Genomic DNA, 21,538 nt, shown 5'->3' on the forward strand with positions numbered 1-21,538 from the left:
CAGTCTCCCGGTTTATTTCCAGCAAGTACGCGATCTGAGTTTAAGCACTTCAGGACTTCGATTTAGTGAAAACCCAATCAGTAACATTTCCAGTTTGAGACGATGGTCTACGAAGAGCAGGGCTCATTTACCGGGCGATGTGGCATGGGTCAGAAGAGAGATACATCGCATTGTGATATATGTTGACGCAACAATGCCGTTGCAGCTTGATCTAGGTCAAGCTACCAGGAATTTCGGTTTGGTAATGCCAGAGCTCCCGAAGGGAATTGCGGGAGTGAGCCTTTTCATCATCGCTTCAGCAGGACCTGATTCGGATGATACGTACAAGACGTTATATGACTCAATGCGCCGCTTGGAGGTCGCAGCACGGCACCTTTGGTCACCAGCGAGCGGGCAGCGCTGCCGCGGGCCTTCGGATGAAAGCATGATGGCCGCTTGGCGTTGTGGGGATGAGAGGTGGTCGCATGTGCGTGCTGTGTGGCCGTCTGCGTGGCATTCGTCGCTTTCGTTGGCGGATACTGGCGGGTCGACATCAGCTCGCAGGACGGATCGACATCATGCTGGTAATAGAAAGGGGGACCGGTCGGTCGGGAGAGGTATCGGCAAGTTGGCGACGTCGTTCCGCAAGCCGCGCGAGCGCCAGGTTCGCGTTCTGTTGCCGGTGCATGAACACCATCGGCAGCGCGATCGGCCAAATTGAGCAGTCGCACGAGGGCCGGTGGCCGCGCACGATTGGCCGCACCGATGCCGGTCGAAACAAGGGAAAGGATTGGTGTTTCCGTCGTCACTTCCGGCACGACGTCAAGAACGAGTCCTGCGTTGCGGCATTCGCCGACCAGATATCGGATGTCCCGTTCAGCAGATAGACGAACCCACCATCGACGCAGTCGTCGACAAGTGCGGCGATCTGGGTCGGCGTATTCAATGGAAGGAATTCGAGGGTCACGCCGGGCACTTCCTGATCGAAGCGATTGAGGATTCCGCTATGGATCCATGGAACCTTGATATCTTCAGTGAGCGCTGAGGTGCCCGGCGTCGGAGGCGACCTCGGAGGTCAGGCTCCGCAATTGGTCGGGTTCGAGAATACTGGTAGCACCGCCCAGACAGATCCAATGCCTGTTGCCGGTGGGCTCTGAGTCGACCTCGTGGATCCAGTTTGCCTCGCATGTACAGCAGCGGTACCGGTTAATAAGAACAGATCGGCGCAGCATCGGTCGCAGCTTCCCGGGGGTGCCGATGGGCGTAAGCGCGGAGTGGGGCGGGGCAGTTCCTTCCTGCGTGAGTAGTTGCTTGCATGAATCGCAGGGCATTGTCGCCAATGTGACGGAAAGGTGACCAATTTTAACATGCACCACACGGGGCGGGTTTGCGGTCCACATGATTCATCGGGCAAAACGCAGGGCGAACCTCGCGGCAATAAGCGCTGCTAATTGGGTAGGGTCTTGACCGTCGGACTGCCCTATATCTCATCAAACCGGTCTGCGATCTGTTCAAGTGCTTTGATATCGTCGGGTAAGCGGGCAGTGGACAGGCGGAGGAATTCACCTGTCTTTTGACCTACATGGCAGCGGCTTCCACTTCCAACCGAAATGCCATGTGCGGCCAGTGAGACGATTGCTGCTTCTTCGCGAGCCACCGATACCCACAGGTTCAGGCCGTCGTTACCCTGCACAGTCAATCCTCGTGCCCGCAGCAGCATGAGAAGGTTCTGGCGGCGCGCGGCGTAGCGTTGCCGGGCGTTGGCGACGGCGGTACCAGTTCGCTCGTCGCGCAGTAGCCATGCGAGCGCGCCCTGGAGAATCCTGCTGTTCATCGCGGCGCCGAAGCTGCGCAGGCGTCGAACCCGATCCACGAGTCTGGACGAACCGCCGATCACGCAGGTGCGAAGATCGATTCCGTATGTGTTGCAATACCCGCGCACCAACAGTGTCCGGTCCTGAAGAAGCACCCCCATGCTTGGCGCCGTGGCTTGAGAGAGCATACCGATGAAATCGTCCTCGACGATCTGGGTGTCCGGGCTGCGCTTCAATTCCAGAGCCAATTCACTCAATCGCGCCGCGTTGACCGCATGGCCAAGCGGCACCTGTGCGCGCGGCTGATAGACGAATGCTGCCGGTTGCCGTGTCAGGGCTTCGCGCAGTGACTCGGGCGTGGGACCGCTTTCGTCGCATGCAACGGCAATCAGCTCAAGCCCGAGCGCCGCACAGATATCCAGCAGCCGGGGACTGGTCGGCGACTCGATGGCGATGACGCTTCGTTCGCCGGCCGCTGCCTGGATTGCGAGCAGTGTACCTTCGGTGCCGCTTCCTGCAGTACTCCATGCTTCCGGCTGAAACGGCCACGTCGGGCTCACTGCGGCCACCAGGCTTGGGATCGCGTGTTCTTTCGACGCGCGATGAACCGACGATTCCTGCAACCCGGCCAGCAACGCCTGGCCGAGATCGGGCAGCAGCGAGTAATCGATGAGGCCCTGCGCCAAATCCCACGATTGTTCGTCGCGAGCCTCTGGGCGCACAGCGACCCGTGCGCCGAGGTCCGTCACGACCGTCCCACCGCGGCGGCGCGTTTCGATCAGACCGAGTTCACGCAGCCGGGACCAGGCACCGGCGACCGTCGCCGGGCTGACGCCTAGAAGGGAGCCCAGTATGCGCACGGTCGGCAGGCGTGCGCCGGTCTGCAGCCGTCCAGACTGGATCAGATCCCGGATGCTGTTGACCAGATTGCCGCCGCCGTCAGTCTGAACATAACGGGCTAACCAGTCGGCCTCAGCCAGCTGGCCGGTGTCGGAATCCAGGTTCTCAAGCGCGCTTTTTGTAGCGGTCATTCAATCAATCCATTGTCGTGGCCAAATCTCGGTGCCGGCCGAAAGGCCCGCTGGACGGGACTTACCGCCGTTGAGAGCGCGCCGGGAACGGCAGTCTACCGCGAGTCTCGTCGTACGGGTCAGTTTGCGACGGTCCATTGTGGGTAGTCTCTGAGCTGGTGAACATATTTTTATGAGATAAACATATCTGAATATGTTACTGGAATAAACGGACGTGGTCATATCTAATTTCGCCACGGAAACCCCTCTTTGATCTTGGAAGGATGTCTACTCATGAGCGAGCAACGCAGTGCAACGACGACCACCATCGGTGTCACGGGACGCTATCTGGTAGAGAGTCGCGGCAACCTCTTCGCGTCGGATTCACCGTCGGCGCGCGATGGCGACACAGTCGCGACAGAACCCTCAGAACTGCTGCTATCGGCGCTGGGCGTGTGCGCGCTCGGCAGCGTCGAGAAGGCCGCCCGCGAATTGAACCTGACGGTGAAGCACGCCACGGCGGCGGTCGACTCAGTGCGCGATGCGGAAGACCGGACCCGCTTTGAGCGCGTGCATATCGATGTCGCCGTATATGGCGTCACGCAGGCTGAGGCACAGCAACTGATCGACCACTTCACCAGTGGCTGCGTGATCTACAACACAGTTCGGCGCGGCGGCCCGATTTCGGTCGCGGTCCAGGCATACCCGTAAACCCTCTGCAACCTCGCAGCCCGATCTGACCTGACCTGACCTGACCTGACCTGACCTGACCTGACCTGACCTGACCTGACCTGAAGCAATCATGGCACGCAAACCGTTTCACCTCGCATGGTTCATCTCCCGCGGCTACGGCCCGAAAGCATGGCGGCTGCCGTGGGGCGGCCCGAACCCGAAGGGATGGACTTCGCCCGACCTGTTCGTCGATCTTTCGCGCGCGCTGGAGCGCGCCGCATTCGACTACGTGATGATCGAGGATTCATCGAACATCCCTTACACGTACGGCAATTCGCACGATACCTATCTGCGCTATGCGGTCGATTCGCCGAAGCTCGATCCGGCCGTGCTCGCGTCGTTCCTGATTCAGGCGACGCGCCGCCTCGGCGTCGTGACGACGCTTTCGACGACTGAATATCACCCGTTCCAACTCGCGCGCCTGACGAACACGCTGGACCACGTGAGCCTTGGCCGCGCCGGTTGGAATCTCGTGACGGGTAGCAACGATGGCGGTGCGCAGAATTTCGGGCTCGAGCGTCAGTATCCGCACGATGAGCGCTACGAGATGGCCGACGAATATGCCGATCTCGTCACGCGGCTCTGGGAGTCGTGGGATGAGGACGCCGTCGTGATGGACCAGGAAAACGAGATTTTCGCCGATTCGTCAAAGGTCCGGCCGGTCTACTTCGAGGGCAAATATTTCCGCTCGCGCGGACCGCTCGGTGCGCCGCGCTCGCCGCAGGGGCGACCGGTGATCTGCCAGGCCGGTGGTTCCCCGCGTGGCCGCCAGTTCGCAGCCCGCTGGGCCGAAACGGTCATTGGCACCGCGCGCAGCGTGGCCTCAATGAAGGCGTTTCGCGAGGACATCCGGGCGAAGGCACGCGAGGCGGGGCGCGACCCGGACAGCATCAAGGTGTTGTTCCTGATTACGCCGATCGTCGACGGGTCGCGAGAGAGCGCCGAGCTGCGCCGCCGCGCGCAGCTCGATGACACTGAGCGGCACTTGGACGCGCATCTCGCGTCGCTGTCGCGCACGAGCGGGATCGACTTCTCGAAGTTCGATCTGGATGAGCCGTTGCCGGAGCTAAAGTCGAATGGCCACCAGACGCTCGTCGCGCAGTACACGGGCCGTACGCTGCGCGAGATTAGCGGCAGCGGCAAGATGCTCTCGGATGTCAATCTGGTCGGTACCGCGTCGGACGTGGCCGCGCGGCTGTCGGAAATCGTCGATGAAGTCGGCGGCGACGGCTTCCTGCTGATGGACCCGGACCTAACGCGGCGCTACATCGCCGAGATCACCGATGGCCTCGTGCCCGCGTTGCAGCGTCTTGGCGTGGTGCGTACGCATTACGAGCATGAGCGGTTCAGGGACAACCTGATCGCTTTCTAGAGCAGGCATTTCGCACGTTGCTGGTGGACCTGGTGATCTGCGAAACTCATATTCCATTAACAGATTAGTAATCCATATAAAAATATGTACGCGAACCAGTCCGTTAAAAAAGTTTCCCCATCATCACAGGCCTCGATTACACGAGAGGCCTGGGGCGTACTGGCAATCGTCACGACATTCTGGATTGCGGACGGCTATGACACCTTCGTGTTGCTCGTGACGGGGCGGCCCGCGCTGGCGGAATTGCTGCGTCCAGAGGTGGGCCATGCATTTGCGAGATATCTCGGATACCTGGTGACGATCACGTTGGCGGGCTGGGCCACGGGTGGCGTGCTTGGCGGCGTGATGGGCGACCGGATCGGCCGCCGGAGGACGATGATTCTCGGCGTCGCTCTCTATAGCATAGCGACCACCGCATCGGCTTTGGCTTCGTCATGGGAATGGCTGGCGCTTGCGCGTTTCATCACGGGTGTGGGCATCGGTGCGGAATGGGGCGTCGGCACGTCGCTGCTGCAGGAAGTGTGGCCGGAGAAGTGGCGTACGCGCGGAGCCGGGCTGCTGCAGGCCGGTTTTTCGGTCGGTGGATTGCTTGTATCCGGCTTGTGGGTGCTGATCGGTTCGACGCTCGGGTTGTCGTGGCGCTGGATGTACCTCTTCGGGGTCGTGCCGCTTGTAATTATCCTCGCCGTGTACCGGCACATTCCCGAGTCGACCCGATGGAGCAAGGCTCAACACGACGCGAAACCGTTCGCGCTCTTTGCCACGCCCGCGGTCCGCAGGCATCTGGTCGCCGCGCTCGCGGTGTCCATATCGATTACTGGCGGCTGGTGGGCGGTGACGTCCTTTCTGCCGACCTTCGTCGGCAGCCTCGCACACGATCCGCGCACCGCAGCTTCGCTGGCAGGATGGGCGGGCGCATTGTACAACCTGGGCGAGATCGTCGGCTGCATTGCGATGGGCTTCCTGGCGGAGAGCTGGGGACGCCGCCCGACAACGATTGTCTACCTGCTCGGATCGCTGCTGATCGTGCCGGTAGTGTTCGCCGGTCTCGGTTCCGCGCAGGCTGTGACACTCGCGCAATTGGTCGCGGGCTTCTTCACAGGTGGCCTGTATAGCTGGTATGCAATCCACACGCCGGAACTGTTCCCGACGCGAATCCGCGCCACGGCTATCAGCATTGTGTTCTCCGGTGCCCGCTATCTGGCGATGGCAGGTGCCATCACCGCCGGCACACTCGCCGCGGCGCTCGGTGGCTTCGGCAAGGTCGCCGTCTGGTTTGCTCCGATCTACCTGCTCGGGGTCGTCGCAATGCTATTTCTGCCGGAAACGCGCGGCCGCGGCCTGCCGGACTGACCGACATCCGCAAATCCTTTTCTTCCCGTGGTGCAAGAGTCATGTCAACAGAACTAGAAGCACAATCAACACCCCGCGCGCCGGCGCTGCAAGGCCCGCTCGATTTTCCGGACAGCCCTCTGTCGAAGGCCGGCCGTGAGCCGCTGATGCTCGGCCTGTTCCTGCCGACGCAGACCGGCGGTTTTTCCCAATCGACCTATCCGCGCGGCACGGACTGGACCTTCGACTACAACCGTGCCTTGGTGCTGAAAGCGGAATCGCACGGTTTCGACTTCGTGTTCGGCCTGCAGCAATGGGTGCCGAAGGGCGGTTTCGGTGGTGCTTCACGTTACCGGGAAAACTTCCTCGATCCATTTATGTCGACCGTCGCGTTGAGTGCGTTGACTAGGCGCATTATCACGATCTCGACAGTACACATCCTTTATGGCAGCTGGCATCCGCTGCATCTCGCACGCTTCGCGGCGACCGCCGATCACATTTCAGGCGGCAAGTTCGGCCTGAATATCGTGACAGGTTACGATGCGGCCGAACCGCTGATGTTCGGGATGAAGCGGATCGCGCATGACGAGCGCTATGAGCGTGCGGACGAGTTCGCATCGGTGATGGAGACCTTGTGGGAGGGCAGCGAAAACGTCACCCATGAAGGTCGCTTCTATCAACTCGAAAACGCATACGTGTCGCCGCGGCCGCGCTACGGCCGCCCGATCATGGTGTCGGCGAGCGCGTCGCAGGCCGGTTTCGAGTACGCAGCCCGGCATTCGGACGTGGTGTTCACGTCGAGTCCGGCCGGGGCGGTGTTCGAGCGTGCGATCGAGGCGCTACCAGAGCATGTGAAGCGGATTCGCGCACCGTATGCCGACACAGGGCGCTCGCCAAAAGTTATCATTTTCCCCCTCGTCATTTGCAAGCCGACGCGGCAAGAGGCGTTCGCGTATCGCGACGCAATCCTGGCGCAGGCCGACTATGAGTCGGTTCGGGCGTACACCGCGCGTCACTCGGGCGGCGACGCGCAAGGATGGAAGGAACACGTGCCGGCCGACCGGATTCTCGGCGGTCACATCCAGATTATCGGCGACCCCAACGACGTGGCCGACGCGCTGCAGAAACTGCATGAAGCGGGCATCGACGGCGCGCAGATTGGCTTCTACGATTACGCGCCCGAACTGGATTTCTTCGCAGCGCACGTGCTGCCGTTGCTCCGAGCGCGAGGACTGAGGCTTAAGCACGAGTAAGAATTCGGAACCACGGCGCGGGCCGGCTTATCTAGAAGCCGGTCAGGTCTTTTCATATATTAGATAAATAGGATAACTAATTATAAAAAGAAAAATATTCAGTGCTGCCGCGATGGCGTGGTTTGCGGCTGGCGCCCATGCGCAAAGCAGCGTGACGTTGTATGGCAGTATCGACGAGGGGGTGACGTACAACACGAATGCCAAAGGCAGTGGCACGGCGCTCGCGGGTCCAGTTGCTGTGCCCGATTTCTTCGGCTTGCGCGGTAGCGAGGATCTCGGGAACCATCTGAAAGCAGTGTTTGCGTTGCAGGACGGGTTTCTCTCCAATACCGGCTCCGGAACGATCGCTAATGAGGCGTTCAGCCATTTTGCGTACGTGGGCTTGTCTTCACCGCAGTACGGTACGTTCACGATGGGTCGGCAACTTGACCTGACGACCGAGGCGCTGCGGCTCAATTCGAACGGCAGTATTCAGTACACGTTCTATCTGTTCCACCCGGCGAATCTCGACAACATCGGAATCATGGGCGATTCGATCAACAATTCGCTGCGTTATACGACACCGGAAATCGGTGGACTGACCGCGAGCGCTATTTACGGCCTGGATGACACGGCCACGCAACCGGGGCATGTGTTTTCCGCCGACGTGTCGTACAGGAATGGTCCGTTCCGCGCGTCCGCCGTGTATAGCAGTTGGCGTAATCACGCGATCGATGTTGGGTCGAAGCTCGGCTATTCGAGTTTCCTCGGACAATCGCTCGCGACTGGGGCTGTTTTTACTGCGAGGACACAGCGCATCAGCGGCCTGTCCGCGTTCTATTCGATCGGCCAGAAAGTAGACCTGCATGGCATGCTGACCCAGGTGAACTTGGGAACGGACACTGCTTCGGGTCGCATGCGTACGGTCGAGGCGGGCGCTGATTTCCATACCACTGTAGCAAACACCGTCAACGTCGGCGGGTATCTGTCATGGCTGACTGATACACGGTATGCGGAGGTGGGTGTCGGCGATATGTACAAGCTTTCGGTGCGGACCACGGTCTATGCGCAGCTCGTGTGGCAGCACGCGAACGGCTCAGGCAATGCTGCCATCCCCCTGCTCGTACCGTCGTCCAGCGCCAACCAGGCGGCCCTGCGCATCGGCATGCATCATTTCTTCTGACTAGCTTTCAATGGATACTCAAGCGCCTGCAGACATGCCGGGTGTGAGGCGCCGCGCGCCCGTTACGCTGATCGGCTTCGGCGCAATAGACTCGACTGTGTTCGACGCGTTCGTTGACGATCCTGATATTGCCATCGGCCAGATTATCACATCGCCGCGCAGCGTAGAGACGGTGCAGCGACGCGTGGACCCCGTGACGGCGGTGGCGGGCACCGTTGATGAGCTGCCGCAAAGACCGCAGATCGCGCTGGAATGCGCAGGTCATCGCGCGATCGGCGATCACATGATCCCGCTTCTGCGTCTCGAAGGCCCGCTTGAAGAGAACGTTGTCGATCGTCATCAATATGTTTCGTGCGATTCCCATTTATCATTTTGTTGGTCGCGCTGTTGCCCCGCACGCGCTTCATTGCAGGCAAGACGCTTGACACCTGGGCGGCTGTCGTGCCGCTTAGCGCGAACCTCATACGGTTCTTTGCACGGATCGCGTAGGTCAGCCTGAACAGCGTCGAGCTGGGTTTGATCGATGCCGCGGGGGATTGAACGCTGGCGCTGCCATATCGTGCGGGGTGGATCAGTGCGACGACCCGCAGGTATGCATGCCGGATTTCAGATGAACTTGTATTGAACGACTCCGGAACTGATAGGTTCATAAGTGGCTTGGATCGGGCTCGGCACGCGATTGCCGTCGTTCAGATCGAGCCGCAGTCATAGGACAGTCCATGAAACTTAGGCAGATTACCCCTCTTGGTCGCATGCAGATTGGCCGCAACCACAACCCTATTTATTTGGCGTACCATTTTGACGTTTCAACTGCGACCATGCGCGACATCCTATGTGCACTCGCTCAAGGGGGGAGAAATGGTGAATAGGGCGGACGGGGAAATAGCATTTCGCCGGGGCGAAAATGAACTACCCCGTACAAGTCGATCGTTTACCTGAACAAATCAGGAGTGTCGTGACTTTTCCCGTTACGCGTCGCCTGACTGGTGTTCTCAGCGGCTACGATGTTTCATTGGCAAGTGTTCGAGATCTTGCGTTGTTGACACGAAGGGCTTAGTTTTTAGCTCCGGTTCAGATCTGGGCAACCGGCGGCTGTGCTGTCAATGCATTCAAACAATCGTCATCAGTCGTGTGGTGCAGTCTTGCTGGCACGTCTTGATGCCCTGCATGTCCGGCTTTTTTCGCGGCAACGCGCACGTGGACACCTTACATCATGAAGCCGGGTACTTTGCAACCATCGTTCATACCGGCGAGGCTGATGCCTGAATTGCTGGTCGCGGATTTAAACATAAGCTTGCGGTTCTGGCGTGATCTCTGCGGCTTCGCGGTGGTAGCTGGATAATGGCTTGCGCTGGAAACATCGCTCGGGCGAGGTGCGAACTTCCAGATCAGCGTGAGGACGCTTGCGCCGATACTCGAAGCGTTGGGAAGTGTCGACTGACAGAGGTGGCCATACCTTGTTCGGTGGCGATAGGATGGCGAGCTGATTTCGAACTGCACTCTGACTGTTATACCCAATCTCACACATGGCTGCAGGCGCTAGGGCGTCTTGGAGAACGTCGGGACTCTGGCGCTCGTCGCGGGAATAGCTACGGCAAAGCAGTGCTTAGGGAGGTTTTGGCATCCAGTTGATCGACTGGTTATTACAAAGTCATGCCGCTTACAGGAAGAAAGGCTAGAACGACCGACTGCCCGACATCAACATGTTCGGTGCCGTTATTCGTCAGCGAGCGGATGACTGTATCAACAAACGCAGACGGAATACGCCTCAGCATCCGGCGAACAGCCGACAACGGCACGAGTCGACAGCGGGGGGCGGCAGCGGGAAGGTGTCGCGCCCCGCTGTGCCAGATAGACCAGTCGCTTCGCGATCTTTGAGCCAGTACGCGCCCGCGGCCGTCGATTGACGGCCGCGGCCTTACTTGATACATCCCCGTTGCTACAACCATGACCGCATCAGACGTGGCCCCCGCGTGGATGAGTGATACCCGCGCGTTGATGTGCCAATACTTGCTCGAACGATCTTTTTCCGGTCCTTCATTCGCTCATGCTTGGCATGCCGGGATTAAAGCAAACTGCCTCTCCACACAATCTTCCCAACGACTTCAATTTCGCTGGTTGACGCTTCGCTCACGTCATAGTTCGGGTTGTCGCTGAGCATTCGTACCCTGTTGCCCAACTGGCGCTGCATCCGCTTGATCATCAGGGCTCCCGAATCCTTGATCACAAATAAGTCGCCGTCGGATATTTCGACCTGAGCCTGGTCCATGAGGATCGTATCTCCATTGCGAATTGTCGGTTCCATGCTGTTTCCGCAGACATAGAGCGCAGAGAGCTCCTTGGCGTCCAGCCCGTGCTGACCGAGCCATGCCCGACAGAACGCCAGTCCCGACAGTTTGCCGTTAAGCGCTAGCAACCCTTCCTTCCTGGGCACGTCGTTGGCGTTAAACAGGGGCAGCCGGGTCAGGGTCGTAGGTGTCGCCGGCTTGTCGCTTAACAAGCCCTCGCCGGTCATCAGCCATAGCAAGCTTACGTTGGCCGCCTCCGCCAGGGCGATCAGGACTTTCCGGGTCGGCTCCCCGCCATTGAGATAACGCTGGAGACCACTTTGCGAGATATTCGCTCGCTTCGCGAGCGCGCTGGCGTTCCCAACCAGCGTAATAGCCATCTTCAGCCGGTCGACAAACGTCTCCGGCGACTCCCCGATATTCAGATCTTCTGCTTCATCCAGCTCGGCAGTGCTCGATTGCATTCTTGCTCCTTTCACCGTGTACGAATAACCATATCCGAATTTAGTGTTATGGGACCCATTAGTGCCATTCTATACTGTCGTCTGCTTTATAGAGGTAACTTATTAACGCTATAGAGCATATCACGGTGCGCCAGTTGGTGTTTCTAGTATAAAGGGTCACGCCAAACGTGACACAGCCAATCGAAGCGTTTCGGCCGATTCGATTCTATGGACCCGCCAGTGGAACTGGCTTTGCGAGATGGGGCGAAAAATGAGCGAAGTGGTGGAGCGACATCCGGGCAGCCCGGCTGCGACCGGCGAAAAGACATCGCCGATTGCGTTGTGGTACACGCGATGCGGCGTGCCGACGAGCTTCGGTATCGCGGTACAGCGCGGGTTGTTCGATGAAGAATTCGCGGATGGCGCGGCAACGCTCACCGCGTTGCAGGATTCGAGTGACCCCGTTGTGCTGCAGTCGCATTTCACCCATGCGCATGAGAACCTGTTCCGGCACGGCAGCAACTATCCGGCGATCTGGGCGCAGGCTAACGGCGCGAACACGCGCGTGCTCGGACTGTCATTCCTTCGGGGTGCCCAGACGCTACTCGCCTTGCCCGGATCAGGCATCAGTGGACCTGCGGATCTGAAAGGGAAACGGCTTTTGGTACCGCGGCGGTCGCACGAACAGCTCGACCATACCTGGGCCAACACGCTGCGTTTCTACGACGTGGCATTACGATCAGCAGGCCTCACGCTCGGCGACGTGCAACTGGTTGAGCGTGAGGTGAATCGCCCGTTCATCGTCGACCGGCGCACTCCCGACGTCAAGGGCAGCGCAGCCAGCGGTCCTGCGGCGTTCCGTGCGAAGCACAAGGCTGGCCAATGGAGCGAATCGGTGTTGCCATTGATTGGCGGCGAGGTTGACGTCATCACGTCGGGCGGTGGGATCGGTGCATCGTCGCTGCAATATGAATATCTGCTTGGGCTCGACGTCGTGTTCGACCTGGACTGGGTGGACGACGACTCGGAACGCGCAAACCTCAGTACACCCCTCGTGTTTGCGGTCAAGGCGGATCTGTTAGACGCGCACCCGGAACTCGTTTCGAGGGTGCTCTATCGCACGCTCGATGTGGAGGACGAGGCGCGCCGTAACCCGGCGGCGCTGGTGCGTCATATCGCCAATGAACAGTTCGTGCCGGAGTACCTCGTGCATCAGGCGTATGGCGATCAGGTCGGCCGCAATTTCGAGCTGGACTTCGCATCGGCCAAGATCGCTGCGTTGCGCTCCCAGGTGGCATTCTTGCGCCGCATTGGTGTAATCGAGCGGGAGATCGATGTCGACGCATGGCTTGCGCCAGCGCCGCTCGAAGTGGCGAGGCGTCAGTGGGCGGCCGATCGTGGTATCGCCGCCGCTGCAGCCTGAACAGGGAGACGCGACATGGCTAACCCGATGCAGATCCTCTGGTATCTCCGCCACAACGACGGTCCGTATCCCTGGAAGCCCGAGGGTGCGTTTGAACCCGATCACAACCGAGTCGTCCATCTCGCCAAGACCGTGGACCGGCTCGGCTTCTATGGCGCGTTGACAGTCGGCGAGAGTCCGTTCATCGAGACCGCGACGCTTGTGCCTTTGACCGAACGCATGCGTTTTCTGATTCCGATCTATCCGGGCGTCTACCCGCCGGCGTTGCTAGTCAAGCAAGCCCAGACATTTGACGAACTGTCGGGCGGGCGGCTGCTGTTCAACCAGGTGAACGGCACGGACTCGATCCTGCCGCAATTCGGCATCTATGAGTCTGGTGCCGGACGCTACAAGATCAGTGCCGAATACTGGAAAGTATTCAAGCAGCTCTATGCAGGAGAAATTGCGGAATACGACGGCAAATTCTTCAAGTTCGGTGCACCTCCGCACGCGCGCACCCTGACCGAAGGCAAGCCCAGGCTCGTCCAGTATCCGCATACACCGGTCTGGGGATCGGGCGCGTCGCCCGGCGGGATACGGCATGCAGGCGAGGTGCTGGATACCTATCTGACCTATTTGCACGATCCCGCGAAACTCGGTAGACAGATCGCCGCCGCGCGCGAAGTGGCGGCATCGTTTGGCAGGACGCTGCGGGCGGGGACGTTGGCGAACATCATCGTCCGCGAAACCGAAGAGGAAGCGTGGGATCACGCACGCTGGCTGCTCGAGCAAACAGGTGCCGAAACGATTGTGAAGCAGATCGATGCAAGGCTCCGGCATCGGGAATTCGACGCGGGTGGATTTGCCGGTCTGCAGAGCGACGATCCACTCATCCAACGGCGCATCGACGCGCTGCGCGCCGGCCGGCTGCCAGACGTCCGTGAACTGGAGTCCGCGCCGAATATCTGGTCGGGACCGGCCTCGTGGTCCGCCGTCGACATCCTGGACAAGGGATGGGGCGCCTATCTGGTGGGAAGTGCGGAGAACGTCGCAGCACGCATGAAGGCGTTGCAGCGCGACATCGGCATCGACGTATTCATTCTGGCTGGCTGGCCGTTGACCGAGGAGGCGGAGCGGATCGCGTCGCTGCTGCTGCCTCTGCTCGAACTGGACACGTCACTACCGGACTTGCGGCCCACGGCCCCGGTGAAACAATTTACCTCGTCCGCCGAGTCCGTGGCGATCCGGCATGCTTCGGCTCCCGTCGGTGGCTGACGGTCACACGTTTTTTCCGATTTACTTGCTTGCGACATTCGATATGGACTACTTATGAGTCATCCGATGCAGGTCCTCTGGTACATCAATCCAAACGATGGCCCGTTTCCGTGGAAGCCCGAAGGCGCGCGCCCAGCGCATTTCGATCAGGTGGTTGAGCTGGCGAAGACGATTGACCAGTTGGGCTATTTCGGCGCATTGACGGTCGGACGGAACCCGTTCGTCGAGACGGCGACGCTGATACCGGTCACGAAGCAGATGCGGTTTTTGATTCCTATTTATCCGGGTTCCTACTCGCCGGCGATTCTGGCACAGCAGGCCCAGGTGTTCGACGAACTGTCGGGTGGCCGACTGCTGTTCAACCAAGTGAACGGGACGGACAAGATACTGCCTCAGTACGGTATTCGTGTAGGCAGCGACGAGCGCTACGAACTGAGCGCCGAGTACTGGACGCTGTTCAAGCAGCTCTACTCGGGTGAAGTTGGCGCTCATGAAGGACGGCATTTCCAGATAGGTGACCCGCCTCCCGTCCCGCTCGTGTCGACCAAGGGGGAAGGGCCGCTCGTGCAGAATCCCCACACGCCAGTCTGGGGGTCGGGTGCATCACCAGCAGGCATTCGGCACGCCGGACAGGTGCTCGATACCTACCTGACCTATCTGCACCGGCCGGACAGACTGGGCGCACAGATCGCGGCTGCGAGGGAGGTGGCAACAACTCACGGCCGCACGCTGAAGGTCGGTACGCTCGCCAACATCATCGTCCGGGAAACCGAGGCCGAAGCGTGGGAGCACGCGGAGTGGGTGATGGAGCAGACCGGTGCGGCACACATCGTCAGTCAGATTGAGCGACGCCTTAACCTCGGGCGCTACAACGTCGCGTTCGGCGCCCGGGACACGAAGGGCTTCGACTCGTTGGAAAGCGACGACTCGCTGATTCAATCAAGAATCGACGCGCTGCGCGCTGGGAAACTACCACCGGTCCGCTCGCTGGAATCCGCGCCGAATATCTGGTCGGGGGTGAACGCCTGGGGGGCGCTGGACCTGTTCGACCAGGGCTGGGGTGGCTACTTCGTCGGCAGTGCGAAGAACGTGGCCGAAAGAATGCGCGAGCTGCAGCGCGATCTCGGTATCGATGTATTCATTCTTGCAGGCTGGCCACTGGTGGAGGAGGCGAAGCGCGTCAAGGAGCTGCTGTTCCCGCTTCTAGATCTTGATCATTATTCCCCAGCGCTTGCGCCGCTGCGCCGGTTCAACCGGAGCGCCGCGCCCGCGAATGTGGGAAGCACCGGAAGCACTGAAGCCAACAACCCCCTTCATCTCCAGACATCGGAAGAAAAGCATGTCACTCATTCTTGAACGAACCAATGCCGTGCGCGAGGCGATCGCGCGTATCAAAGCCGCGGGGCTCGGCGACGACAATCACGACGACGCGCAGATTGAAGCCGGGCGGGCAGCACTGCTCGCACTGGCCGCCCGGACCGAGCTATTTCCGGTTGCGCAGTTTCCCTATTTATATGCGCAGCGCAGCGGCTTCTATCGTCTGGCGGAGGACGCGGACCACCGCAACGCGCTGTACGTGCAGGTGAGCACGAACGAACATGGCGGAAACTCGCCTCATCAACACCCCTACTGGGCAATCATCGCCGGCGTGCGGGGCAACGAGCACAACGTGCTCTACCGGCGAACCGACGACGGGCAGGTCGAGGGCCGGGGGCAGCTCGGCAAGGTCGGGGAAGTATCGGTGGTGTCCAGTGAGGCGCTCTACATTCCTCACGATACGTATCACACGATCGGCACCCGCGGCGGCGAGGTGGGCATCCACTTGCACTTCTACCGCATCGGAACCGATACGCCCGAACATCGCGGCGCGCCGCGGTTCGCTTCACCGGAGAGCGACGTGGTGGTTGCCCGGGCGGGAACGATCGATCCGGGCGAAATCGGGGTGCAGCGCGTCTGGTTGCGCGACGTCCAGGCCGGCGATGCGTCCGGGAACCCGCTGTCTGTGCTGCAGGCCGGCACAATTGAAACGCCGTTGCCGGAGCCGCTGCGCGGGGCTCGCCGGATCGATCCCGAAGGTGGGGCACCGGCCGGACTGCCGGAGGACAGTGCAACTCCGATCGTGCTGGCCGGCCACGGCCGCGCAGTACGGATCGCTGCGACGAAACTGGCCCGACTCGGGTATGCGCATACGTTCTGGTTCGATCCAGAGCAGCCTTCCGGCCGTGAGGGTGTCGCCTCGGACGCGCACCACGACGTTACCCGGGTTCCCGCCGCTGAGACCGCGCACGCGGCTTCCTGACTTCTTTTATACGGTTGACCCTAATGGTCTTATTCTCACGGATGCGCTTGTGGATGGTTGTCGCCGGGCTCGTGGCGCTGGCGCGCGGCGCCGTGGCACTCGCGGTACCGGCCGATGGTGCTGCCGTCGCGCCGCCTGCCGCCGGTGCGCTGCCGACACTGCGAATCACGGTTTTTGCGCCACCGTCATACAGCACGTGGCTACCCGCCATCATCAAGAAAAATCACCTGGACATCCTGCACGGCTTTCGTCTCGAGGTGACGCCCAAGGTCGGGCAGGTCGCCTACGTCGATTTCGCGCATGGGGTGGACAAGGTCTGCTTCTGCGTGGCGCCGCAGACCTTTACACAGTTCGTCGAACAGGGCGCCGACATCTCGATGGTGTTCAATGTGTTCAAGTTCACGAATCTCGTCGCGGTCTCCGATCCCTCGATCAGGACAGTCGCAGACCTGCGGGGCAAGACGCTTGGCGCGGCGACCGGAACCGGAAACTGGTCGGTGACGTCGTTTCTGCTGAAGCAGAGCGGCCTGGACCTCTCCACCGTGAAAATCCATTCGACCGAGAGCGCCACTGAAGTCGCCGAGTTCGCGATGGGCAGGCTGGACGCGATCTTTCCGGCGCCGGTCGAAATTGCGTCGGTGCAGACCCAGACGAGTCGCTATCACGTGATCTCGATCTTCGATCAGGCCAAATGGCAGGCCTATTCCCATAGTCCGGGCATTCCAAGTATCGCGCTCGGCGCGTGGCGGGACTGGCTGGCCGTGCCCGCGAATCTCGATCTCGTGAAGCGGCTGTATGCGGCGACCCAGGACGCGGCTGATTTCGCGCGCGCGCATCCCGACGATGCCGCCACCATCGTCAGTGACAGCACGAAGATGGATCGGGCGGCGGTGACCTATGTGCTCGCGCATTATCCGGAGATCCTGGACGTGAGGCCGATCGGAGCCTACAAGGGTGCGATCAAGGTGCTCTCCCAGCGACTGATGGTGACCGATGACGTGCTCGAGCGCCCCTTGACCGACGCCGAGATCGATCGATACGTGGCAAATTTTCAGCCCTAATCCTGCAGAACCAATTCACGAGGTAATCCTGATGTCTGAAGTCGTGGCGACGCGAAAAGAAACAGCGAGCGATGTCTCGAGGGAGGCGTTCATACCCCGGCCAAAGGGACGTGCACCGCTGGAACTCGTCGAGGTGCTGGTGCGTCGTGTGAATTGGGAAGGCATCCTGATGTTGGGCGGCGCGGCGATCGCTTGGGAAGTGGCGGCCCATTTTCTACCCCCCTTCCTGTTTCCATCGATCGGACGAGTTGCGATCGGCGTTGGCAAGCTGTTGTCTCGCCCGGAATCCTATCAGACGATCTGGGCCACATTTGCACGCATCATCATGTCAGTGATGCTTGCGTTCTCTATCGGCTCCCTGTTCGGCGCGGCGGCGGGGCTGAATGAACGGGTTGAGCGTTCGCTGTTGCCGATCATCAGGCTGAAGCAGGGAGTACCGGGAATTTGCTGGGTTATTTTCTCCGTACTGTGGTTTCGGGACATGGACTTCCGGGTGGTCTTCATCGTGATGGTTACGACTATACCCAGCTTCTTCTTCCAGGCACGCGACGGCGTGCGCGCCGTGCCACACGACCTGTGGGCAATGGTAAAGGCGTGGCGGCCCACGCCTTGGCAGATGGCTCGCAAACTTATTTTACCGGGCATGCTGCCCTCGCTGCTGATCGGGTTGCGGGTCAATTTCGGGATTGGCACTCCGGTGGCGATCACGACCGAATTGCTGGCGGGCGACAGTGGCATCGGCTATTTCCTGCGTAATGCACAGGAGCAGTTCCGGATGGATGTGGTGATGGCATGGACCGTCGTGCTGGCGGTATTCGTGCTGTTGATCGATTGGGTGCTGTCCATGATCGAGCGCCGCCTCGTGAACTGGCGCCAGGTAATGGGACGCAGATCATGAGACATCCAGCTATCCGGTTTGAAAGCGTGAACAAGCAGTTCACCCGAAAATCCCGAGTTGTAACTGCGATTTCCGACTTGTCGTTTGACGTGCAATACGGGGAATACGTCTGTGTGCTGGGACGTTCCGGTTGTGGAAAGTCCACCTCAGTCAATCTAATCCTCGGGCTCGACTCTGCAACCAGCGGCACGGTTCGTGTGCTGGGCGTCGATCCGTGGAAGGATTTTGGAAAACTGAAGGGCCAGATTGGGTGTGTGTTCCAGGGCGACCGCATGCTTCCCTGGCGCTCGGTGCTGGACAACGTGCGTTTGCCGCTTGAGATACTCGGCATCGACGAAAGCTCGTTGGACATTTCCCCTGTCGAATGGCTCGTCCGAATCGGCCTGGGGGACTTTCTGCATGCGTATCCATATGAACTCTCCGGCGGTATGAGACAGCGCGCGGCGATGGCGCGTGCACTGGTCAGCGACCCGGTGCTGTTGCTGGCGGACGAAGCGTTCGGCAACCTGGATGAGGTGACGGCCGCAGCCTTGCGCGGTGAATTTCGCCAGATTGCCAGGCAACGGAGCAAGACTGTGTTGCAGATTACACACTCGATAGATGAGGCGCTTGCAGTGGGCGACCGGATCATCGTGCTCGGCAAGCCAGGACAAGTGGCGGGGATCATCGAAAACGTGAAGCCAAGCGACGTGGCGGCGCGGGAGCGGACCCGTTCGACGATCCTTTCCCTGATCGAGGACGCCGTGACTGTGTCCTGAGCAGGACGAGACCGGAACACCAGCAGGAACACGTTGGACCAGTGTTGGGGTATTGCGGTTGAACAAACCATTTACTCCACTACCATATATTTAGGAATGCTTTATATATAACGGAAATGACGATGAAAAACAAAAGTGGGTTGAGGGGATGGCAGCGCAGCAAACGGCATGCGCAACAAGCGCAAAGTATGCGCCGCCATGGTCTGCGTACGGGGCTGCGGTTTTGGCAGATGATGGGTTATGGTGTTTTGTCTTCGTCGGTGATTACGCCGTTGGCACACGCTCAGCAAATCGCCGCACCGGTTCCGGCCACGGCAAGCGATGCTGCCGGGAACCCACCAGCACCAGTCGTTTCTCAGACGGAGGGCGGCGCTTCTTCCGCAGTGCTTCCCGACGTCATAGTCACGGCGGAGCGACGTAGTACCTCTGAGCTGAAAACCCCGGTGGCCGTCACGCAGATCGCGTCACGGCGGATCCAGGAACAAAAGATCCAGCAGATAGCCGATCTTGCCGGGACCACACCGGGTCTCTCGGCGCCGGGCGCCACCTACAACATGCAGTCGGTATTTATCCGCGGCATCGGCACGACCGACCCCGGCGTGCCGAGCGCGGTTGGTACGTACGTGGACGATGTCTACATCCCACGTACCTTCGGCACCGGCTTGTTCGACCTGCCCGATGTGGAGAGCATCCAGGTGCTGCGTGGCCCGCAGGGAACGTTGTACGGCGAGAACACCAGTGCGGGGGCGCTCAAGATAACGACGCGGACTCCGAACGACCAGACCGAGGCATCAGTAGACATGCTGGGGGGTACGGACGGGAACTTTCAGACGCACGAGTATGTGTCCGGTCCGATCATCCCGGGCGTGCTGGCGGGTAGTTTCGCCTATGCGCATCGTCAGAACAGCGGCACCCTGTACAACGCGTATCTGCATAAAGATGTCAATGCGATCGATACTGATCAGTTTCGCGGGAAGTTGAGCTTCACGCCGACCAAGGACTTGCAGGCCGTGCTTTCGGTAGACGGAACACGCGATTTTTCGGACAATCCGACGCTCGTTCCTCTCAACTATCCGGGAGGAAGCCCCAATACGACCTATGCGGCGTTCAATCCCCAACTGAGACGATACCAGGGTGGCGGCTCACTGAACGTGACCGATCGTTTGAACGATCACTATTCTATCAAGTCCATCACCGCGCTGCGGGGCTTCTCCGATCATCCCTCTCCGTGGGAGATGGACGGAACGCCATCCAATAATTATGGTTTTTCGCAGGATATTCACGAACGGGAATTTACTCAGGAACTCCAGCTCCAGGGGAAATACGACCGCTTCAATTTCACTACCGGCGTCTTCTTTTATCACGAGCTTTTCGATTTCACGCGGGTAAGCTGGTTGAACGGCAACTATAGCGGGATCGCAAGCGATACCAACACGTCAAGTGTCGGTCTGTACGGCGAGGGCACGTACAACCTGACCCGCAAGCTGGCGGTGACGGCCGGTGTGCGATACAGCTACGAGGTCCAGCATTTCAACAGTGCCGGGTATATCGATTCGCCGCAAGGCGTGCCGCTCTCGCAGACCTATTCTGCAAACAACCTGCGTTCGAGCTGGAATGCGTGGACGCCCAAACTGGCGTTGACGTATCAATGGACCGATGACCTGATGACCTACGCCAGTTGGACAAAGGGGGACAAGAACGGTGGATATAACCGCTCCGCGGCCACGTATGCAATAGCGGCGGCGCCGGTCAATCCCGAGACCGTTACGACCTACGAACTGGGCGCGAAGGCCCGACTGTTCGAAAACCACCTTCAGACCAGCGTCGCACTTTTCTACAACGTCTATAACGGATATCAAGCGTCGATCTCCAACCCGATCATCAATGGACAGTTGATTCTTGGCAGCGTGATTGCGAATGCCGCCAAGGCGAAGACGGAGGGCGCGGAGGCGCAGGCAACGGTGGCGCCCATCAAGGGCATGCTGCTCAACGTATCGGCGGCCTATACGTACTCCCGGTTCGATTCGTTTGAAAACCCCACCGGAGCCGCCAATGCTAACTACACGGGAAATAGCCTGCCGTTTGCCCCGCGTTTCAGCCTCGGCGCCAGCCTCGATTATGCGGTCCCGATCGCGATACCCGGCAAGATCAACTTGAACGCCAACGTCAATTTCCTGACGCAGACCTTCGACGACGCGGCCAATACCCCGCAGCTTCGCATTCCATCGCAGCTCTACGTCAATCTCAGTGCTCATTATGCGTTTCCGGATCGGCACTGGACCGCCTCGGTGTGGGTCGACAATCTGTTCGACAGGCGTTATCCGGTGGGCGAGAAATTCTATCTACCGTCCGCGAAAGTCTATGCGTCGGACTTCAATCCTCCTCGGGAGGTGATGGTCGGCCTTCGTTATACCTATTAGTGAGATTAGCGGTCATAAGCCGCCGCCGGTGCCGGATTCG

General features: G+C 60.0%; 17 protein-coding genes and 1 pseudogene. 14 read left to right on the forward strand and 4 right to left on the reverse strand.

Annotated features, from left to right (window positions below; translation table 11 throughout):
- Window positions 1-784 precede the first annotated feature (784 nt).
- Window positions 785-946 (reverse strand): hypothetical protein, encoded by a 162-nt coding sequence (locus ACSQ36_RS07865; protein WP_436181478.1) that lies wholly within the window; start codon window positions 944-946, stop codon window positions 785-787.
- A gap of 513 nt (window positions 947-1,459) precedes the next feature.
- The gene (locus tag ACSQ36_RS07870) at window positions 1,460-2,824 is read right to left on the reverse strand and encodes an aminotransferase class I/II-fold pyridoxal phosphate-dependent enzyme (RefSeq protein WP_436181479.1); all 1,365 of its coding nucleotides are present in this window, start codon (window positions 2,822-2,824) and stop codon (window positions 1,460-1,462) included.
- Window positions 2,825-3,097: 273 nt separating this feature from the next.
- On the opposite strand from ACSQ36_RS07870, the gene ACSQ36_RS07875 reads away from it, so the two are divergent.
- The 5 genes from ACSQ36_RS07875 (at window position 3,098) to ACSQ36_RS07895 (ending at window position 8,654) form a co-directional block, all read left to right on the forward strand.
- Window positions 3,098-3,514, forward strand: coding sequence for an OsmC family protein (locus ACSQ36_RS07875; protein ID WP_436181480.1), 417 nt, complete (start codon window positions 3,098-3,100; stop codon window positions 3,512-3,514).
- A gap of 91 nt (window positions 3,515-3,605) precedes the next feature.
- Complete coding sequence (locus ACSQ36_RS07880; protein WP_436181481.1) at window positions 3,606-4,907, forward strand: NtaA/DmoA family FMN-dependent monooxygenase; 1,302 nt, start codon at window positions 3,606-3,608, stop codon at window positions 4,905-4,907.
- A gap of 84 nt (window positions 4,908-4,991) precedes the next feature.
- On the forward strand, window positions 4,992-6,260 hold the full coding sequence (locus ACSQ36_RS07885) for an MFS transporter (protein ID WP_436181482.1): 1,269 nt from the start codon (window positions 4,992-4,994) through the stop codon (window positions 6,258-6,260).
- 41 nt (window positions 6,261-6,301) lie between these two features.
- Window positions 6,302-7,492 (forward strand): LLM class flavin-dependent oxidoreductase, encoded by a 1,191-nt coding sequence (locus ACSQ36_RS07890; RefSeq protein ID WP_436181483.1) that lies wholly within the window; start codon window positions 6,302-6,304, stop codon window positions 7,490-7,492.
- A 112-nt stretch (window positions 7,493-7,604) separates the two neighbouring features.
- Window positions 7,605-8,654, forward strand: coding sequence for a porin (locus ACSQ36_RS07895; RefSeq protein WP_436181484.1), 1,050 nt, complete (start codon window positions 7,605-7,607; stop codon window positions 8,652-8,654).
- Between the two features lie 7 nt (window positions 8,655-8,661).
- Here ACSQ36_RS07895 and ACSQ36_RS07900 read toward each other — a convergent pair whose 3' ends face one another.
- Window positions 8,662-8,994 carry a hypothetical protein gene (locus tag ACSQ36_RS07900; protein ID WP_436183225.1) on the reverse strand — a complete coding sequence of 111 codons (333 nt, stop codon included), beginning with the start codon at window positions 8,992-8,994 and terminating at the stop codon, window positions 8,662-8,664.
- Here ACSQ36_RS07900 and ACSQ36_RS07905 point away from each other — a divergent pair.
- Window positions 8,960-9,140, forward strand: a pseudogene (locus ACSQ36_RS07905) (ABC transporter permease); the annotation flags it as partial. The gene ACSQ36_RS07900 and the pseudogene ACSQ36_RS07905 sit on opposite strands and share 35 nt — an antisense overlap.
- Before the next feature lie 1,579 nt (window positions 9,141-10,719).
- On the opposite strand, the gene ACSQ36_RS07910 reads toward ACSQ36_RS07905, so the two are convergent.
- Window positions 10,720-11,406, reverse strand: a complete 687-nt coding sequence (locus ACSQ36_RS07910; protein ID WP_436181485.1) for an XRE family transcriptional regulator — start codon at window positions 11,404-11,406, stop codon at window positions 10,720-10,722.
- Window positions 11,407-11,656: 250 nt separating this feature from the next.
- Between ACSQ36_RS07910 and ACSQ36_RS07915 the strand changes: the two genes are divergently transcribed.
- From ACSQ36_RS07915 to ACSQ36_RS07950, 8 genes are all read left to right on the forward strand, one after another.
- Complete coding sequence (locus tag ACSQ36_RS07915) at window positions 11,657-12,808, forward strand: ABC transporter substrate-binding protein (RefSeq protein ID WP_436181486.1); 1,152 nt, start codon at window positions 11,657-11,659, stop codon at window positions 12,806-12,808.
- 15 nt (window positions 12,809-12,823) lie between these two features.
- Window positions 12,824-14,062 (forward strand): LLM class flavin-dependent oxidoreductase, encoded by a 1,239-nt coding sequence (locus tag ACSQ36_RS07920; protein ID WP_436181487.1) that lies wholly within the window; start codon window positions 12,824-12,826, stop codon window positions 14,060-14,062.
- A 54-nt stretch (window positions 14,063-14,116) separates the two neighbouring features.
- On the forward strand, window positions 14,117-15,418 hold the full coding sequence (locus ACSQ36_RS07925; RefSeq protein WP_436181488.1) for an LLM class flavin-dependent oxidoreductase: 1,302 nt from the start codon (window positions 14,117-14,119) through the stop codon (window positions 15,416-15,418).
- The gene (locus ACSQ36_RS07930; RefSeq protein ID WP_436181489.1) at window positions 15,402-16,361 is read left to right on the forward strand and encodes a hypothetical protein; all 960 of its coding nucleotides are present in this window, start codon (window positions 15,402-15,404) and stop codon (window positions 16,359-16,361) included. Before ACSQ36_RS07925 ends, ACSQ36_RS07930 begins: the two co-directional genes overlap by 17 nt.
- 23 nt (window positions 16,362-16,384) lie before the next feature.
- Entirely contained in the window at window positions 16,385-17,422 is a 1,038-nt protein-coding gene (locus ACSQ36_RS07935; RefSeq protein ID WP_436181490.1) for an ABC transporter substrate-binding protein, read from the forward strand.
- Between the two features lie 31 nt (window positions 17,423-17,453).
- Complete coding sequence (locus tag ACSQ36_RS07940) at window positions 17,454-18,320, forward strand: ABC transporter permease (protein WP_436181491.1); 867 nt, start codon at window positions 17,454-17,456, stop codon at window positions 18,318-18,320.
- Window positions 18,317-19,078, forward strand: a complete 762-nt coding sequence (locus ACSQ36_RS07945) for an ABC transporter ATP-binding protein (RefSeq protein WP_436181492.1) — start codon at window positions 18,317-18,319, stop codon at window positions 19,076-19,078. The genes ACSQ36_RS07940 and ACSQ36_RS07945 overlap by 4 nt, the downstream gene beginning before the upstream one ends.
- Before the next feature lie 122 nt (window positions 19,079-19,200).
- Window positions 19,201-21,498 (forward strand): TonB-dependent receptor, encoded by a 2,298-nt coding sequence (locus ACSQ36_RS07950; RefSeq protein ID WP_436181493.1) that lies wholly within the window; start codon window positions 19,201-19,203, stop codon window positions 21,496-21,498.
- Window positions 21,499-21,538: the final 40 nt, after the last annotated feature.

The organism is Caballeronia sp. LjRoot34, assembly GCF_964253815.1.
Classification (GTDB): domain Bacteria; phylum Pseudomonadota; class Gammaproteobacteria; order Burkholderiales; family Burkholderiaceae; genus Caballeronia.

What these genes read in the sequence shown, in the direction of transcription:
- ACSQ36_RS07885 (WP_436181482.1), top strand. Translation starts at nt 4,992, where the DNA reads ATGTACGCGAACCAGTCCGTTAAAAAAGTTTCCCCATCATCACAGGCC.
- ACSQ36_RS07910 (WP_436181485.1), bottom strand. Translation starts at nt 11,406, where the DNA reads ATGCAATCGAGCACTGCCGAGCTGGATGAAGCAGAAGATCTGAATATC.
- ACSQ36_RS07870 (WP_436181479.1), bottom strand. Translation starts at nt 2,824, where the DNA reads ATGACCGCTACAAAAAGCGCGCTTGAGAACCTGGATTCCGACACCGGC.
- ACSQ36_RS07915 (WP_436181486.1), top strand. Translation starts at nt 11,657, where the DNA reads ATGAGCGAAGTGGTGGAGCGACATCCGGGCAGCCCGGCTGCGACCGGC.
- ACSQ36_RS07930 (WP_436181489.1), top strand. Translation starts at nt 15,402, where the DNA reads ATGTCACTCATTCTTGAACGAACCAATGCCGTGCGCGAGGCGATCGCG.
- ACSQ36_RS07900 (WP_436183225.1), bottom strand. Translation starts at nt 8,994, where the DNA reads ATGACGATCGACAACGTTCTCTTCAAGCGGGCCTTCGAGACGCAGAAG.
- ACSQ36_RS07880 (WP_436181481.1), top strand. Translation starts at nt 3,606, where the DNA reads ATGGCACGCAAACCGTTTCACCTCGCATGGTTCATCTCCCGCGGCTAC.
- ACSQ36_RS07945 (WP_436181492.1), top strand. Translation starts at nt 18,317, where the DNA reads ATGAGACATCCAGCTATCCGGTTTGAAAGCGTGAACAAGCAGTTCACC.
- ACSQ36_RS07935 (WP_436181490.1), top strand. Translation starts at nt 16,385, where the DNA reads ATGGTCTTATTCTCACGGATGCGCTTGTGGATGGTTGTCGCCGGGCTC.
- ACSQ36_RS07920 (WP_436181487.1), top strand. Translation starts at nt 12,824, where the DNA reads ATGGCTAACCCGATGCAGATCCTCTGGTATCTCCGCCACAACGACGGT.
- ACSQ36_RS07925 (WP_436181488.1), top strand. Translation starts at nt 14,117, where the DNA reads ATGAGTCATCCGATGCAGGTCCTCTGGTACATCAATCCAAACGATGGC.
- ACSQ36_RS07950 (WP_436181493.1), top strand. Translation starts at nt 19,201, where the DNA reads ATGAAAAACAAAAGTGGGTTGAGGGGATGGCAGCGCAGCAAACGGCAT.
- ACSQ36_RS07940 (WP_436181491.1), top strand. Translation starts at nt 17,454, where the DNA reads ATGTCTGAAGTCGTGGCGACGCGAAAAGAAACAGCGAGCGATGTCTCG.
- ACSQ36_RS07895 (WP_436181484.1), top strand. Translation starts at nt 7,605, where the DNA reads ATGGCGTGGTTTGCGGCTGGCGCCCATGCGCAAAGCAGCGTGACGTTG.
- ACSQ36_RS07890 (WP_436181483.1), top strand. Translation starts at nt 6,302, where the DNA reads ATGTCAACAGAACTAGAAGCACAATCAACACCCCGCGCGCCGGCGCTG.
- ACSQ36_RS07875 (WP_436181480.1), top strand. Translation starts at nt 3,098, where the DNA reads ATGAGCGAGCAACGCAGTGCAACGACGACCACCATCGGTGTCACGGGA.